The organism is Pseudarthrobacter sp. KH_020_B, assembly GCF_057840185.1.
On the sequence record NZ_CM174506.1, the window covers coordinates 2,773,531 to 2,789,078 of the forward strand.

14 protein-coding genes and 1 pseudogene are annotated in these 15,548 nt (G+C 66.0%); 3 read left to right on the forward strand and 12 right to left on the reverse strand.

Translation table 11 applies throughout. The features are described from left to right. Positions 1 to 4: 4 nt before the first annotated feature. The 5 genes from nrdI to AC3IT0_RS12745 form a co-directional block, all read right to left on the reverse strand. Positions 5 to 478, reverse strand: coding sequence for a class Ib ribonucleoside-diphosphate reductase assembly flavoprotein NrdI (gene nrdI / locus AC3IT0_RS12725; protein ID WP_489320157.1), 474 nt, complete (start codon positions 476 to 478; stop codon positions 5 to 7). A 57-nt stretch (positions 479 to 535) separates the two neighbouring features. Further along, a complete protein-coding gene (gene nrdH, locus AC3IT0_RS12730; protein WP_009356333.1) occupies positions 536 to 781 on the reverse strand; it encodes a glutaredoxin-like protein NrdH in 246 nt (81 codons plus the stop codon). A 353-nt stretch (positions 782 to 1,134) separates the two neighbouring features. Next, positions 1,135 to 2,508: a class I SAM-dependent methyltransferase gene (locus AC3IT0_RS12735; RefSeq protein ID WP_489320158.1), complete on the reverse strand. Its 1,374-nt coding sequence runs from the start codon at positions 2,506 to 2,508 to the stop codon at positions 1,135 to 1,137. Further along, a complete protein-coding gene (locus AC3IT0_RS12740) occupies positions 2,505 to 3,236 on the reverse strand; it encodes a DUF1365 domain-containing protein (protein ID WP_489320159.1) in 732 nt (243 codons plus the stop codon). The genes AC3IT0_RS12735 and AC3IT0_RS12740 overlap by 4 nt, the downstream gene beginning before the upstream one ends. Beyond that, complete coding sequence (locus tag AC3IT0_RS12745) at positions 3,233 to 4,615, reverse strand: NAD(P)/FAD-dependent oxidoreductase (RefSeq protein WP_489320160.1); 1,383 nt, start codon at positions 4,613 to 4,615, stop codon at positions 3,233 to 3,235. The genes AC3IT0_RS12740 and AC3IT0_RS12745 overlap by 4 nt, the downstream gene beginning before the upstream one ends. Positions 4,616 to 4,795: 180 nt before the next feature. Between AC3IT0_RS12745 and AC3IT0_RS12750 the strand changes: the two genes are divergently transcribed. The 3 genes and pseudogenes from AC3IT0_RS12750 to AC3IT0_RS12760 all read left to right on the forward strand — a co-directional run. Beyond that, complete coding sequence (locus tag AC3IT0_RS12750; protein ID WP_489320161.1) at positions 4,796 to 5,713, forward strand: LysR family transcriptional regulator; 918 nt, start codon at positions 4,796 to 4,798, stop codon at positions 5,711 to 5,713. A 45-nt stretch (positions 5,714 to 5,758) separates the two neighbouring features. Continuing rightward, positions 5,759 to 6,265: a DUF2004 domain-containing protein gene (locus AC3IT0_RS12755; protein WP_489320162.1), complete on the forward strand. Its 507-nt coding sequence runs from the start codon at positions 5,759 to 5,761 to the stop codon at positions 6,263 to 6,265. Positions 6,266 to 6,434: 169 nt separating this feature from the next. Beyond that, a pseudogene (locus AC3IT0_RS12760) lies at positions 6,435 to 7,649 on the forward strand (ISAzo13 family transposase); the annotation flags it as partial. A gap of 46 nt (positions 7,650 to 7,695) precedes the next feature. Here the strand turns inward: AC3IT0_RS12760 and metE are convergent. From metE to AC3IT0_RS12795, 7 genes are all read right to left on the reverse strand, one after another. Then, on the reverse strand, positions 7,696 to 10,035 hold the full coding sequence (gene metE, locus AC3IT0_RS12765; RefSeq protein ID WP_489320163.1) for a 5-methyltetrahydropteroyltriglutamate--homocysteine S-methyltransferase: 2,340 nt from the start codon (positions 10,033 to 10,035) through the stop codon (positions 7,696 to 7,698). A gap of 56 nt (positions 10,036 to 10,091) precedes the next feature. Beyond that, positions 10,092 to 11,057: a methylenetetrahydrofolate reductase gene (locus AC3IT0_RS12770; protein WP_489320164.1), complete on the reverse strand. Its 966-nt coding sequence runs from the start codon at positions 11,055 to 11,057 to the stop codon at positions 10,092 to 10,094. A 376-nt stretch (positions 11,058 to 11,433) separates the two neighbouring features. Beyond that, positions 11,434 to 12,189 (reverse strand): hypothetical protein, encoded by a 756-nt coding sequence (locus AC3IT0_RS12775; protein WP_489320165.1) that lies wholly within the window; start codon positions 12,187 to 12,189, stop codon positions 11,434 to 11,436. Beyond that, positions 12,186 to 13,211, reverse strand: coding sequence for a VWA domain-containing protein (locus AC3IT0_RS12780; RefSeq protein ID WP_489320166.1), 1,026 nt, complete (start codon positions 13,209 to 13,211; stop codon positions 12,186 to 12,188). Before AC3IT0_RS12780 ends, AC3IT0_RS12775 begins: the two co-directional genes overlap by 4 nt. Then, positions 13,208 to 14,212 carry a vWA domain-containing protein gene (locus tag AC3IT0_RS12785; protein WP_489320167.1) on the reverse strand — a complete coding sequence of 335 codons (1,005 nt, stop codon included), beginning with the start codon at positions 14,210 to 14,212 and terminating at the stop codon, positions 13,208 to 13,210. Before AC3IT0_RS12785 ends, AC3IT0_RS12780 begins: the two co-directional genes overlap by 4 nt. Beyond that, complete coding sequence (locus tag AC3IT0_RS12790) at positions 14,203 to 14,673, reverse strand: hypothetical protein (RefSeq protein ID WP_489320168.1); 471 nt, start codon at positions 14,671 to 14,673, stop codon at positions 14,203 to 14,205. Before AC3IT0_RS12790 ends, AC3IT0_RS12785 begins: the two co-directional genes overlap by 10 nt. Then, on the reverse strand, positions 14,663 to 15,547 hold the full coding sequence (locus tag AC3IT0_RS12795) for a DUF58 domain-containing protein (RefSeq protein ID WP_489320169.1): 885 nt from the start codon (positions 15,545 to 15,547) through the stop codon (positions 14,663 to 14,665). Before AC3IT0_RS12795 ends, AC3IT0_RS12790 begins: the two co-directional genes overlap by 11 nt. Position 15,548 lies beyond the last annotated feature (1 nt).

Here is a 15,548-nt window from a genome sequence, read left to right on the forward strand (position 1 = left end):
CTGGTTACTTCTGTGTCTGCGACAGTCGTGTCCAAAACGTGTCCAATCCATTGTGTACGCGGGCCACGTCTTCTGGCGTGCCCATAAGTTCAAATCTGTAAAGCCGGGGGACGTTGCATTTGGCGGCAATGATGTCCGCGGCCATGCAGTAGTTGTCCCCGAAGTTTGTGTTGCCTGCACCGATAACCCCACGGATCAGTTGCCTGTTCTGCGGGCTGTTCAGAAAGCGGATCACCTGCTTGGGCACTGAGCCCTCTCCCCCGGTGCCCCCGTACGTCGGCACTACCAGCACGTAGGGCCGGGTGGCGAGAAGGGGTGCATCCTTTGCATGGAGCGGGATCCGTGCCAGCTCACGTCCGAGCTTCGCGACAAAGCGGCTGGTGTTCTCGGAGGTGGAGGAAAAGTAGATGAGCTGGCTCTGTGTGGTGACAGGCGGCAACGGGGCCACCTGGGCCCTGGCTACTGCCAGTGCTGACACGGGAGTCACCTCATGTGTGCGGATTGAAAGTTGCCGGCTGGCGAAATGTGTAGGGCCTTAGGCCACGGAGGAAACGGCAGACAGCGCCAGTTCCTCGATCTTGTCCGGGCGGAAGCCTGACCAGTGGTCCTGGTCCGTGACTACAACAGGTGCCTGCATGTAGCCCAGCGCCTTCAGGCGCTCGAGGGCATCGGCGTCCTGTGAGATGTCAACGCTCTGGTAGGTGATGCCCTTTTTGTCCAGTGCACGGTAGGTTGCGTTGCACTGTACACACGCAGGTTTGGTGTAAACCGTAACGGTCATTGTCCCTGTCCCCTTTATCGAAATCTTCGCTCGTCTTAGTCCTGCCCAAGCTGTACGTCGATACTACATGTAGTGCAGGCGGCTCTTCGGAACCCCAAGATGATGTATTACAAGTATGTCATTTAATGCACTTTTAATCCACAGGCAGAGGCCTTCAAAATGTCCGGAATCCCGCCGTTTTTGCGGACGAAATCCACACCCTGTGGAGTAGTTAGCCACAATTAACCCCCAGCGTGTCGCATGTTTGACGGCGTGTCGCGCCTAGGGGGAGGACCACTACATCTAGTGCCGGGCACGCAAGAGGGGCCCTGAAGATGCCTTCCGGACCCCTGCGACGTGATGAACCTAACCAGCTACAGCTGAGCCTCCCGGCGGTCCAGGACAATCTGCTGCACGTCCAGGTAGCCGGACTGGAATCCCGCCCGTGAGTAGCACAGGTAGAACAGCCACATCCGCTGGAACACGGCGTCGAACCCCAGCTCGCCCACCTCCTGCGAGCGGGTGATGAACTGTTCCTCCCAGAGGCGGAGGGTCGCGGCGTAGTGATCGCCCAGGCCCATCCGCTCCCGCACCCGGAGTGTGGTGTGCTGCTGGGTCACGCTTTCGATGGCCCGCACGGACGGCAGGAACCCGCCCGGGAAGATGTACTTGTGCACCCAGGTGTACGCGTTGCGCGTGGCAAGCATGCGGCCGTGCGGCATGGTGATGGCCTGGATGGCCACCTTTCCGCCCGGTGCCAGCACGCGGTCGATGGTCTGGAAGTAGATGGGCCAGTACTCATAACCAACCGCCTCGATCATCTCGACGGACACGATGGCATCGAACTCGCCTTCAACGGCCCGGTAGTCCTGCAGCGCCACGCTCACCCGGTCTGCGTAGCCGGCGGCCGCAATCCGTTCCTGCGCCAGCGCCCGCTGCTCGCTGGAGAGCGTCACGCTGTAGACGGTGGCACCGCGGGCTGCTGCCCGGAGGGCCAGCTCACCCCACCCGGTGCCGATCTCCAGCAGCCGCGTCCCTGATCCGACGCCGGCCTTGTCCAGCAGCCTGTCGATCTTGGCCTGCTGGGCCTCCGCCAATGCGTCCCACGGGACCGATTCCAGCGCACCGTCGCTCAGCGGGAAAAGTGCCGAGGAGTAGCTCATGGTGGTGTCCAGGAAGTGGGAGAAGAGCTCGTTGGAGAGGTCGTAGTGCCGCGAGATGTTGCTGCGCGTGTTGTGCTCTTCGTTGCGTTCCTGCCGCGGCGTCCGCGGCAGGTACAGGGTCCGCAGCTTCTGCAGCGGTGCGGGGATCAGCGTGTCAACGGAGGCGGCGAAGACCTCCAGCACTCCGGCGAGGTCTGATGCCTCCCAGTCCCCGGCCATAAACGATTCGCCCAGCCCGATCAGGCCGTTGTCACCGATCCGCACTTCGAACGCTGCCGGCCTGAGCATGGTCATCACCGGCGCTTCCGGACCGCCGGTGCCCAGCACTGAACCGTCCGGGTAGGCAACGCGCAGGGGCAGCCGGCGGATGGCCGCTTTGAACAGCAGGCCGGCGGCCTTGCCCGCCACCAGCGCTTTAGTGCCCGACGGCGCGTGGGCAACACCGGGCCATACTTCCGGATCGACGGTGGCAGGTGACGCCGGTACCCCGGCATTAGTCTGCCCCGTCACCGGGTGCCGTGCGGCTGACTTCGCGGCGGAAAGCTCCGCCGTTGCGGCCGTTCCGTTCTCGTCGGTCATAGTCATTGGACTGCCTCCTGTGAGGGGTGGTGTGGCTTCTTGATGACTGGCAGGCGTCGTGCCCAGAGTTTGATGCCCTGAATCCGGATCAGCGCCGATACGAGCAGCGGCGCGGCGGGGACGGCGATGGCTGCTGCCAGGATGTTCCTGACCGTGGCCGGGTGCCGCTCCCCGCCCATGGTTGCCGCGAACGGCCGCTGCCCGTCCCGTTCCAGAACGATGGAGACGGACAGCCGTTGCTCCGGTGCGGGCAGCTTCATCCGGTACTGCCCGTCAATGTCGTTGAACGGCGAAACGTAGAAGGCCTTTGGCACACTGGCCCGGCCGGAAGGATCCGTCTCCAGGAGGTAGCAGTGGCGTTCGCCGTACGTGTTGTGGACCTCGGCGATGACACACTGCAGCTCCCCGGACGTCCGGTAGCACCAGAAGAGGGTGAGCGGGTTGAAGACGTGGCCGAAAACCCGGGCGCTGGTCAGCATCCGGATGGCCCCGCCGTCGGGCTCTATCCCCCGGGTCCGCAGGAACCGTTCCACGTTGCTGCGGATGGTGCCCTCGGGATCGCCCAGGTGGTCTGCGGCCCGGAAGACTGCCAGTGGCCGCATGAGCCGGGGCAGAACCGGGAGCCGGTCGACGTCCACAAACCAGCTGTAGCTCCGGTAGGTGAACGCATTCTTCAGCGGGGTCTGGCGCACGTGGGAAATGGACGTGCGGTAGATGGCTGCGCTTAAGCTCATGCGCCCTCCGAGGCTGAGAGCAGTTCGGGCTCGGGTGCCTGAGTCGCGGGCGTATCCCAGGTGCGTCCCAGGCTCGCGGCGGCCCGGACCCCGGCCAGGGCGCCGTCCTCGTGGAAGCCCCAGCCCAGATACGCGCCGGCGTACGCGATGCGGTCATCACTTAGCGCTGCAATGCGCTGCTGTGCCCGCAATGATTCGGCGGTGTACTGGGGGTGCTCGTAGACCAAGTGTTCCAGGACCCGGTCCTCCGCGATGAGTTCGGATTCCCCCAGGCTCACCAGGTACGGCTGGCCGTCGGCCGGTTCCAGGCGCTGCAGCCGGGTGAGGTCATAGCTGACCAGCACCTTGTCCGGGCGGGCTTCGCAGTCGGGGAGCCGGTAGTTCCAGGACGCCCTGGCATTGTCCGCGGCTGGCAGGACGGCCGGGTCCCGGTGGAAAACGGTGTGGTTGACGGAGTACGGCATCTGGCCGAGGGCTTCCTTTTCAGCCGGCGTGGCGTCCGCGAGGAAGCTCAGGGCCTGGGCCGGGTGCGTGGCGATGACCACTGCCTCAAAGTCTTCAATCCCCTGGTCGGTGGCCACTTCTACGCCCAGGGCGTGCCGCCGGATACTCGTGACAGGCGTACCGAGCCGGATGTCCGGGAGCGTCGCGGCGAGTTTCTCCACGTACCTCCCCGAACCGCCGGTGACAGTCCTCCACTGCGGGGAGCCCTGGACGCCCAGCATGCCGTGGTGGCCCAGGAACGTGAAGAGGTAGCGCGCCGGATAGGACAGCGCCGTGGTGGGATCGCACGACCAGACCGCGCTGACCACCGGCGTCATGAAATGGGAGATGAAGTACTTGCTGAAGCGTTCCGTTGCCAGGAATTCACCGAGGGTGAGCTCCGCGCCGCCCGCACCAGGGCCGGCGTCGGACGCTGGAGCCGAATCAATCAGCGCCCGGGCCCTGCGGTAGAAACGCATGACCTCCAGCAGCATCAGCAGGTAGCGTCCGCGCAGCAGGCTGGACGGGCGGGCAATGATCCCGCGACCGCCCCCACGGGCCCCGGCGTACTCCAGGCCGCAGCCGTCACAGCGGACGGACATGCTCATTTCGGAGTCCTGGGTCTCCACACCGAGCTCGGAGAACAGCCGCAGCAGCGTGGGATAGGTCCGCTCGTTGTGGACGATGAAGCCGGTGTCGACGCCGAGGGCTGATCCATCCGCTTGCGCGACACTGTGGGTGTGGGCGTGGCCGCCCAGCCTGCTGTCCGCCTCGAAGAGGGTGACGTGGTCGTGCCGGTTCAGGACGTATGCGGCCGTCAGGCCGGATACTCCGCTGCCCACGACGGCGACGCGCCGCCCCTGCGGCTTGCCGGTCGCGTTCCCTGCCAAAGACACTGTTTTTCTCCCCTGCTTGGACTTCGTGGTGCACTTGCTCGGTGCAAACTCTCTAGGGGCAGTTCGACGCCGTGAGGCCGGTGGATGACTGAGTTTGAAGTAAATCTTGTGCCAGAATGAAGCGGGCCTTCCAGACCCGGCACATTGCAGTGCTGAGGCGGCCCTGACCGAAGGGCTAAGTTGGTAAATCCCGTACATCTGAAGACACTTCTCGAGGTGACCCGGCTGGGTTCCTTCGCGGCCGCCGCGGCACGGCTGGGGTACACGGCGTCGGCGGTTTCGCAACAGATGTCCGCCCTGGAACGCGAGACGGGCGTGGTCCTGTTCCAGCGTTCGGCCCGCAGCGTGGTCCCCACGGAAGCGGCGGTGGTGATGACCCGGCACGCCGCGAAAGTAATGACGGACATCGAAGCCCTGATGGCGGCTGCCTCCAAGACGCACAACAGCACCAGCCAGGAGCTCCGGCTGGGAATCTTCCCCAGCCTGGCAACCTACGTCCTCCCGCGCATCCTGAAGAATCCAGCCTGGAAGGACCTCGGCATCGACCTCAAGGTGTCCGTTGCCGAGCCGGCCCAGACCATCCAGGGACTGCGCACCGGCGGAGAGCTCGATGTGGCGCTGGTCTTCCAGGTGGGCCAGTCCGGGCTCGCCTGGCCGCACACGATTAATCGGCAGTGGATCGGAGACGACAACTTCCGTGTGGTGCTGCCCGCGGGCTGGGGGTTCCGTACGGAGGCCAAAGTGGCGGCGGACCACCTGTCCGAGCTGCCCTGGATCATGCACCACCCCGGGAGCCCGGATGCCGTGGTGATCGAACGGCTTTTTGCCAGCTGCAACCTGCATCCGCGCGTAGTGGCCCACAGCGACGACTTCCACGCCAGCCTCGAAATGGCGGCCGCCGGACTGGGTGCCGCGCTGGTGCCTGAGCTGGCTTTGCGGAACCGGCCGGCCGGCGTTGTGGTGCTGGACGTTCCGGAGATCCGCCTGGCCCGGAACGTGTTTGCCCTGCTCATCAACGAGAAGAAGACCGCCCGCGTGCAGCTCTTCGTGGACCTGCTCGCCGAAACCATGGCCGCTGCGGGGTCCTCAGGCAATTAGCCCGGAATGCTGGAAAGCGCAGCACTTGGGGTCTATGTTGAAGGTATGAACAGGGTAGCGAGCCAGCACTTTGGAGAAATCGAGCTCAACCACGGCACGGATCACAACATCGCTGCCAAACATGAGCTGGGTGGCCAGTTACTGGAACTCGACCTGAACATCAACGCACACGACCACTTCGACGAAGCCGCCATGCACAAGGTGGACTACCGGCTGCGTTTCCTCCCGGAGCTCGTGGACGAGGTGCGGGAAATGATCGCGGAGGAACTGGGCCAGGAAGGCACCAGCCCGCAGGAGTACCTCAATTTCCACTGCAGTGCCCTCAAGTCCGAGCAGCTGCAGAAAATCTTCGGCGTGGACGACCGCAGCCAGCTCACCAACGACGTCTTCCTCAAAGCCCTCAAACTCGGCCACGTGGGCATCTTCCCCGGCCAGCCTGAGCGATACTTCGTAATGGACTTCACCCTGGGCTCACACTTCACGGACGAGGTTCTGGTGGTAGCCGCCGACGAAGACGGCGTGGTGGACGACGAAATCCTCTGGGTGTCCTGAACCCACCGGTGGTTGAGCTTGTCGAAACCTCAGGTTTCGACAAGCTCAACCACCGGATTCCTTAACGCACGACGGCGGCCGGTCACCTTTGGTGACCGGCCGCCGTCGTGGTTAGGACACGCTGATAAATAAGTGCGTCTACTAGCGGTTTTTGGTGGGATGATGGTGTATGCCTATTTCCACTGAAGCCGTCGAGGCCTTGCGCGCAAAGTTCGATGCGATCCTGCCGCACCTCGACGAACGCTCAACTCGTCTTTTGTTGGCAGCGGAGGCGCGTTCCCTGGGCCACGGCGGGATTGCCGCGGTCGCCCGGGCGTCCGGGGCTGCGCGTTCCCGGGTCCAGCAGGGCGTCGCCGAGCTGGAGGCCGGCGAGGCGCCGCTGGGCCGTGTCCGCAAGCCCGGTGCGGGGCGAAAGACCCTGGTGGAGAAGGACCCGGGCCTGGTCCCGGCCCTGCTGGAATTGGTGGAGCCCACCCGCCGCGGGGACCCCGAATCGGCACTGTCCTGGACCACGCTCTCCACCGCGAAGCTTGCCGCCGAACTGACCGGCAGGGGGCACCCGGCGGGCGCGGAAACCGTGGCGAAACTGCTCAAGGACAACGGCTTCAGCCTGCAGGCAAACGCCAAGACTCTCGAAGGCGGCCAACACCCGGACCGCGACGGCCAATTCGGCTACCTCAACGACCAGGCCGCCGGGCACCTGGACGCGGGCCAGCCGGTCATCAGCGTCGACACCAAAAAGAAGGAACTCGTCGGCCAGTACAAGAACAACGGCGCCGAATGGCGTCCGGCCGGAGAGCCGGAACAGGTCAAGGTCCACGACTTCATCGACAAGGAACTCGGCAAGGCCAACCCCTACGGCGTCTACGACGTGGGAACGAACACCGGATGGGTCTCGGTGGGCACCGACCACGACACCGCAGCCTTCGCCGTGAACACCATCCGCTCCTGGTGGAACACCGCCGGCCAACCCGCCCACCCGCAGGCGAACCGCCTGCTGATCACCGCCGACGGCGGCGGATCCAACGGCTACCGCACCCGGCTCTGGAAGACCGAACTCGCCGCCCTGGCCGCCGAGACCGGCCTGGAAATCACCGTCTGCCACCTGCCCCCGGGCACCAGCAAATGGAACAAAATAGAGCACAAGCTCTTCTCCCACATCTCGATGAACTGGCGCGGCCGGCCTCTGTCCAGCCACGAAGTCATCGTCAACTCCATCGCCGCGACCACCACCAAAACAGGCCTCACCGTCCGGGCCGAACTCGACACAGGACAGTACCCCACCGGCGTGAAAATACCAGACCACGAAATGACCTCACTAGAGACCAGCGGAACCCTGAACAGACACGAATGGCACCCCGAATGGAACTACACCCTCAAACCAGGCGACACACCAACTAAATAATCAGTGCGTCCTTAGTGCGGGGGTGTTACTTCGCGGACTCCAGCAGGCTTGCGCGGACTGTCTTGGTCGCCTTGACCAGGTTGCGCAGGGACTCTTCGGTCTCGGTGTAGCCGCGGGTCTTCAGACCGCAGTCCGGGTTGACCCAGAGCTGGCGGGACGGGACATGCTTGACCGCGGTTGCCAGGAGTTCGGTGACCTCGGCCTCGCCCGGAACACGCGGCGAGTGGATGTCGTAGACGCCCGGGCCAACGCCGCGGCCGAAGCCGTGGGACTCGAGGTCGTGGACAACCTCCATACGGGAGCGTGCGGCTTCGATGGAGGTGACGTCTGCGTCGAGGCCGTCGATGGCGTCGATGATGACGCCGAACTCCGAGTAGCACAGGTGGGTGTGGATCTGCGTGGCGTCGGCGGCACCGGCGGTGGACAGGCGGAAGGAATCCACTGACCACTGCAGGTAGGCAGCGTGGTCGGCCTTGCGCAGCGGCAGGAGCTCGCGCAGTGCGGGCTCGTCCACCTGGATGACCTTGATGCCGGCAGCCTCGAGGTCCGCGATTTCGTCGCGCAGGGCCAGGCCAACCTGGTTGGCGGTCTCGCCCAGCGGCTGGTCATCGCGGACGAAGGACCACGCCAGGATGGTGACCGGACCGGTGAGCATGCCCTTCATGGGCTTGCTGGTCAGCGACTGGGCGTACTCGGCCCAGGCCACCGTGATGGGGGCGCTGCGGGTGACGTCGCCCCAGAGGATGGACGGACGGGTGCAGCGTGAGCCGTAGGACTGGACCCAGCCGTGGACCGTGACGTCGAAGCCTTCGAGGTTCTCGGCGAAGTACTGGACCATGTCGTTGCGCTCGGGCTCGCCGTGCACCAGGACGTCGTAGCCGAGCTCTTCCTGCAGCTCGACGACGCGCTTGATCTCGTCCTTCATGAGCTGCTCGTACTGCTCGTTGGTGAGGTCGCCCTTGTTGTTGCGGGCACGCGCCGCGCGGATTTCGGACGTCTGCGGGAAGGACCCGATGGTGGTGGTGGGCAGCGGCGGGAGGTGCAGGGCCTCTTCCTGGGCGGCTTCGCGGACTGCGTAGGCGGAGCGGCTGAAGTCGGCTGCGGTCAACGCCTCGGTGCGGGCCCTGACGTCTTCGCGGCGGACGCCCTTGGCGACCGCGCGGGCGGCAATGACGGCGGATGCCTCGTCGATGGCTGCCTTGGCGGAGGCCGGGTTTGCCAGGTAGGACGCGAGGGTCTTGACTTCCACGGCCTTCTGGTCGGCGAACGCGAGCCAGCTGCGCAGCTCCTCGGAGAGCTGGCCTTCTTCAGTGACGTCGTGCGGGACGTGTTGGGTGGACGTGGAGGTGCTGACGGCGATCCGGCCTGCGGCAGCCTTCAGTTCATCCAGCTTGGCGGCAGCGACGGCGAGGTCGTTGCGCCAGATGTTGTGGCCGTCAACGACGCCGGCAACCAGGGTCTTGTTGCCAAGGCCGGCCAGGGCCGCCGCGGACGGGACCGCACCCTTGAAGGCGTCGATGTGCAGGGCGTCGATGTTGGTGGCGGCAAGCGTGCCGAGCTGGCCATCGAGGGCACCGTACGGGGTGGAGACGAGGATCTGCGGGCGCTTGGCGGCACCGGAGAGGACCTCGTAAGCGCGGGCAACGGCTGCTTCGATTTCGGCGGCCGGGGTGTCCTGGTCAACAACCAGTGCGGGCTCGTCAAGCTGGATCCAGCTGGCACCTGCAGCGGCAAGCTTCTCGAGGAGCTGCGCGTAGACCGGCAGGACGTCTTCGAGGCGGGACAGCGGGGCGAAGCCTGCGGGGGCCTCGTCGGATGCTTTGGAGAGCAGCAGGTAGGTGACCGGGCCCACGATGTACGGGCGGGTCTCGACGCCGTTGGCCAGGGCGAACTCGAATTCCTCAACGATGCGGTTGGAGGCGAGAGTGAACTCGGTCTCCGGGCCGATCTCCGGAACGAGGTAGTGGTAGTTCGTGTCGAACCACTTGGTCATTTCCAGCGGCTGCTGGTCCTTGGTGCCGCGGGCCAGGGTGAAGTAGCCGTCGATGTCGAGCTGGCCTTCGGCGTTAAGGAGCTTGCCGAAGCGGGCGGGGACAGCGCCGAGGTGGGCGGTGGCGTCCAGGACCTGGTCGTAGTAGGAGAACGTGCCCGGAACGGCGGCGGCTTCGGTGAGGCCGAGCTCCTGCAGGCGCTTGGCGATGGTCAGCTGGATGTCCTTGGCGGCAGCGTCCAGGGCTGCGGCGTCGATCTTGCCGGCCCAGTAGGCTTCGACGGCCTTCTTGAGCTCGCGGCGGCGGCCGATGCGCGGGTAGCCGAGGAGGGAGGCTGCCGGGAACGGAGTGGCGGGGGTGTTCTGTTCAGTCATGGGAGATTCCTTGAGTGTTGGTGGAAGCTGTGAATGGTCTGGCGGATGTTGGCAGGTCAGCTGGCGAGCTGGCGCCGGAGGATGGCGCTGCGTCGGCCAACTGACCGGGATTGGCGCGGCAGTGCCAGTTTGTCCAGCACCTCCAGCGCGCTCTGGTGTTCGTTGAAGGTGTAGAGGTGGATGCCCGGCGCGCCGGCGTCGAGGGCCGCGTTGGCCAGGTCCACCGTGGCCCGGACACCGATTCGGAGGCGTTCGGCGTCACTGTCCGCGGCGGCGAGGCGGGCCAGGAGTTCCGGTGCAGGCTCGACGCCGGTGAGTTCGCCGAGCCGAGTGACCCGGCGCAGGCTGGTGAGCGGCATAACGCCCGGGATGATGGGGATGGTGACCCCGGCCCGGCGTGCGCGGCTGATGAGGTTCGCGTACTGGTCGGTATGGAAGAAGACCTGGGTGATGGCAAAGTCGGCGCCAGAACGCTGCTTGGCGAGCAGCACCTCGACGTCGTGGGCTTCACTGGGTGATTCCGGGTGCCGGGTGGGGTAGGCAGCGACGCCCACGGCGATCTTGCCTGCGCACAGGAGCGCCGACCGCCGCTGTTCAACCCGGCGGATAAGTTCGATCAGGTCCTGCGCATACCGCAGTGACCCTGCGGCGGGCGGTGCGCCGTCCTTGGGCTGGTCGCCCCGGAGCGCCAGGATGCCGCGGACCCCGGTGTCCAGAAGGTCGCCGATGATCTCCGCCAGTTCCTCCGGCGTGTTGCCCACGCAGGTGAGGTGGGCGAGTGGCCGGAGCGTGGTTTCCAGCAGGAGCCGGTTGATGAGTTCGACGGCGGTATCCCGGTTTGAGCCGCTGGCACCGTAGGTGACGGAGACGTAGTCCGGCTCCGTGGTTTCAAGTTCCCGGATGGTGGTCCAGAGGGACTCGGCCGCGGCCGGTGTGCGGGGCGGGAAGAGTTCGTAGGAGAGCGCTACGGGGGCCGTGTCGGTGAGATTCGGATGTGTTTCGATAAGGCTTGGCGGTGACATTTGCGTCCTTGGCTTTGGGCCATTGCCGGCTACCGGTCAGCAGATGTGACGGTAGTGCCCGCAATGAATTGAGTTTGGGGAACACGGAAGAACTCCACAGGGACGCAGCCGCGACTGTTACGCCTGTAATGAAGCTTTCCGTGAGCAAATGTCAGGCCCACATGGGGGCACCCACACCCTCCACAATGGGAGGATCGCTGACACGTTACCTCGGTAACTTGAATAGAACTCTAGGATCCCGCAGGACACCGTTCAAGTCCACTGCCGAATTAAGACGCAGCTTTACGGCGTGTTTCGTCATGGTGCAGAATTTTGTTCGCCGCTTGGGTCAAAGAATTCATCGGGGCATACTGCGGACTGCTGACACGCCGGCCTGCTACCAGGGCCGGTCAACGCCCGGGCCGAAGTCGTCGTCCCGGAGGTACTCGTCCCGTTCCTGACCGGAATTCCGCTCGCTCTGGGCTTCCTTGGTGCTGTCCTTGAGCTGCTCAAGCTGGCTCTGCTGGCCCGGATCGGCAGCCGGATCGTTCGCGCCAGGCTGCCCTGACGGTTGCGGTGTGGTGTTGTCTGCAGCCGCTGCTTCGGCCTTTTGCTTCAGCCGCTCCCCCGCCTGTTCCAGCTTCTCCCCCGCGGCGGCGTCAAAACAGCCCTCCGGAGCAGCCTCCACCACGGCAACGCCTTCGGCGAAGAGCCGGGCCGCCGCCGTCGGATCTTCTGCTTTGGCCTGCGCATCGCCGAGGCGTTCGATGGTGAGCGCCAGGTTGACCCGGATCACGCACTCGTCGGCCGTCCCTGCCGAGGACAGTGCTTCCTCGAAGCGCTGGCGGGCAGCAGCGAAGTCCCCGGCGAGGAACAGGCCGTCACCCTCGGCGAACGGCGCCTTGTACGGTTCGATGAAGTTGGCGATCTGCAGTCCGGCCGCAGCATCCGTTACACCACCGGAGTCCCCGGTTGCGAAGGACCGGGAGGCGGTATCGGCGAGAATGCCCACGCTGAGCATCTTCGCGGCCAGGCACAGGACCAGGAGCACGGGCAGCGCAGACCACCACAACAGCCGACGGCGGCGCTCCCGCGGACACGGTGCCTGCGGTGTCGGTTCGCGCGGTGTTCGTTGGTGTGCTGACCGCATCATGTTCGAACTCCCGGTCCGGGCCGGAGCTGCCGCCACTGGCGCAGCACCAGGACAGTTTCGCGGAGGGCCAGCAGGAACGCCCCGGCGGCGAGGAGCCAGTACAGCTCCGTCCGCCCGCCAACGACGCCGTCCACCTGCGCCCGTTGGAGTTCCTCCGGATGAGCCGCCTGCATCATCGGCGCCACCGGGTCTCCGGCCGAACGGTGGACATACGGAACCCCCAGCTGCCCAGCAATCCCCCGCAGCCGGCCTTCGTCGATGACCGACACCGCATCCTTGCCGGTTCCGGACGTGCGGTCCTGGATGTAGCCGGCACCGGTGTCCTGCCCGGAACGCCGCCCAGGGTTTTCCTTCATCCGGCCACCGTCCGCCGTGCCGTAGCCGAGCACTGCCCCGCCGTCAACCAGGCCGCCGTCGAGCCTTATCGCCTCAGGTGCCTTGGCGCTGGTCTGTTCACCGTCGCCCAGGTAGTAGACCAGGCGAGGCCGTTCGGGATGGCTGTCCCGCGCGGCGCGCAGCCGTTCGGCCAGCAAGGTTCCGGCAACCGTGACGCTGCTGCCCTTCGAGAATGCCGTGACCTGTGGCTGCAGGACGGTCACGCTGGTGTCCAGGGCGGTGGTGTCGGTGGTGAGGGGCATCCGGACCATGGCGTTGCTGTCGAACGTCAGGAGCGAAAAGCGGGCGCCGGCCAGTTCACCGGCGATGGCCATGATGTCCTGCCGCACCCCGTCCAGCCGGGGCGAGCCGTCGCCATAGTCCTCGGCAGCGATGCTGCTGCTGGTGTCCACCACGAAGAACACGCTGACATCCGCCGTCGCGGCTTGGGAACTTCCACCGGGAACACCCGGCCGGAGGGCCGCAGCCAGGAGCAGCAGCACCAGGGCGCTCCTGAACAGCCAGTCGCGGCGCATACCGGCAGAGCTCTCCCGCGAGGCCTGGACCAGCCGCCAAACCAGAAACAGCACGGCCCCTGCGATGAGCGGGACCATAACCCACCAGGGCAGGATCGGTTGAAGTGTCATGGCCGGAGCCTCCACGATGCGCCCGCCAGCACCAGGCTGGACAGGAGCGACAGCGCGAGGGGCAGATCGGGCCGGTCCGAGACCACGGCCCGGGGTGCGCCTTTCATGGCGGCGGCTTCGGTTTCCTGCACGGACCGGACGATGTCCGCAACGGCTTCCGGGCTGTCCAGCCGGTAGTACTTTCCACCGCTGGCTTCGGCCGCTGTGCGCAGCCTGGCTCCGGGCTGGCCGGGGCCGGGTCCATAGTCGAAGTCGCCGGGATTCAGGGCATACACCGTCACTTCGCGCTCCCTGGCCAGGGCGGCCGCCTGTTCGAGCGTGAAGATGGGATCGCCGGACAGGTAGTTGTCCGTTGCCATGACAATGGACCGCGAGCGCCGCTGACCTGCATCCGCGGCAGCATTGCCGGTGTCCGGGAATCCGTTGACGCAGGACGCCAGGCCGTCACCGATCAGCGACGATCCGCGGCCATTCCACGTACCGTCCAGGAATCCCGCGCTGCCTGGGTTTCCGTCGAACGCGTCTTTGGCGAGCGTGAGCTGTTCCTGGACATACGAGTAGTCGTCGGTGAGCGGGAAGACCTGGACGGCGCTGCTGTCAAAGACGGTGAGGCCGATCCGTTCGCCGTCGAACTCCTTCGCCAGTTCGGCAAATACCTGGACTACGGCCGCGTCAGCGCCGCTCATCGAGCCTGAGGTGTCCAGGCACAGCATGATGTCCCGGTTGCGCTGCTCGGGCTGAATCGTGGTCAGCTCCACCGGTCGCGCGGCCGCGGCCACCGCGGAAACCACCAGGGTTACGGCTCCGAGCCCTGCTGCCGCCAGCCAACGGCGGTGCCGCCGGAGGGCGGCCTGGTATTCGGGCAGCGCGGTGAGGCGGTCCGCGTTGGCCACCGGCCGCCGTCGTGCGTTTGCCTGTCCGTCCGGCCGGAAGGCGCGCCAACCGGCCAGAGCCGCGATGACCAGCGCCGGCGGGATCAGCCACCAGAACATCAGTTCCATTGCCACACCGCCTGGCGGGCGGTCTCGGCCGATTCCGCGACCGGCGGCAGCGGTTCCAGGCCGAACTCGCCCGGGTAGATCTTCCGGACGGCCTCGGCCACTGGGGGCAGCGGGTGCCCGTGCAGCTCCGCCAGGGTCATCCTGGGGGCATCCACGCCGGTGACGTCGCGGGCGAACCTGCGGACCAGCAGGCTCAGTTCCTGGTGCGACTCCCGAGCGGTCAGCAGCCCGGCGGCGGCGTCTGATGTGACGGCGTCGATCCTTTGCAGGTAGGCCTCCTTGAGGCCCGCAAGGTCCGACGGCGGCGTGAACCGGGGCGCCGCCGCCGGCGCCTTTGGTTTGCGCGTGCTCAGGAAAACGAACGCGTACCAGCCAAGGACCGCTGCCAGCAGGGCGAGCCCGGTCAACAGCCACGCCTGGCTGTACTGGAGGGGTCCATAGATGCCCGGGTCAGCCTGCACGCCGGTGCCTTTCCAGGAGGGCGAAGAGTTCCGTGATGACCGCACTGCTGCCGGCCACGTGGCCGTGGGTGATGCCGGTGCGGCGGAGCATGGCATGCCTGGCGGCGTCCCGTTCCGCCGTTGCCTTGGCATAGGCCGACGCGATTGCCGGGGATGCTGTCAGGTGTGCAGGCAGTACCGAGGAGTCTGCCACGCTGAACGCGTCCCGGCGGGGGTGTCCTTTCCCGGCCAGGTCAGCGTCCCGGATGGTGAGCCAAAGGACCTCGTGCTGGGCACGCAGCCGGCGGAGCAGCTGTTCCGTATCGGGGCCCGCAGTATATTCGTCGGACACCACAAACACCAGGAACCTGCCCTTGACGTTGCGGGCCACGTATTCCAGCTGGTCCTCTATCCTGCTCGGGCCGGAGTCCAGGGACGTGGACGAGTCAACCTCGCGCAGGAGCCGTTCCAGGTGCGGCTCACCGGCTTTGGCGGGAATGGAGCGAGTCCCGTTGCGGTCGCCGCAGACCAGGCCCACCACGTCGCCGTGGCGGTGCGCCAGGTAGCCCACAACACCGAGCGCCATAACGGCGATGTCCTTCTTGGTTTCGCCGTCGTGGGACTCGGCAGCCATGCCCCGGCCGGTATCTGCAATGAGCAGGACGGTCTGGCGCCGCACGGCGACATACCGCTTGATGAGCGGCGAGCCGAAGCGGGCCGAAGCCTTCCAGTCGATGTCACGGACATCGTCGCCCGGGATGTAGGCGCGCAGGTCATCAAAATCGAGGCTGCGGCCGCGGAAGACGGAACCGTATTCGCCGTCGAGCATGCCGCGGGCTTTCCGGTGGGCGAAGATGGCCATCTTCGACTTCACGCGCTGCAGGAGGCTGGTCACT

Coding starts and splice junctions, on each gene's coding strand:
- nrdH (WP_009356333.1), bottom strand. CDS start 781: ATGACCGTTACGGTTTACACCAAACCTGCGTGTGTACAGTGCAACGCA.
- AC3IT0_RS12735 (WP_489320158.1), bottom strand. CDS start 2,508: ATGACTATGACCGACGAGAACGGAACGGCCGCAACGGCGGAGCTTTCC.
- AC3IT0_RS12740 (WP_489320159.1), bottom strand. CDS start 3,236: ATGAGCTTAAGCGCAGCCATCTACCGCACGTCCATTTCCCACGTGCGC.
- AC3IT0_RS12755 (WP_489320162.1), top strand. CDS start 5,759: ATGAACAGGGTAGCGAGCCAGCACTTTGGAGAAATCGAGCTCAACCAC.
- metE (WP_489320163.1), bottom strand. CDS start 10,035: ATGACTGAACAGAACACCCCCGCCACTCCGTTCCCGGCAGCCTCCCTC.
- AC3IT0_RS12770 (WP_489320164.1), bottom strand. CDS start 11,057: ATGTCACCGCCAAGCCTTATCGAAACACATCCGAATCTCACCGACACG.
- AC3IT0_RS12775 (WP_489320165.1), bottom strand. CDS start 12,189: ATGATGCGGTCAGCACACCAACGAACACCGCGCGAACCGACACCGCAG.
- AC3IT0_RS12780 (WP_489320166.1), bottom strand. CDS start 13,211: ATGACACTTCAACCGATCCTGCCCTGGTGGGTTATGGTCCCGCTCATC.
- AC3IT0_RS12785 (WP_489320167.1), bottom strand. CDS start 14,212: ATGGAACTGATGTTCTGGTGGCTGATCCCGCCGGCGCTGGTCATCGCG.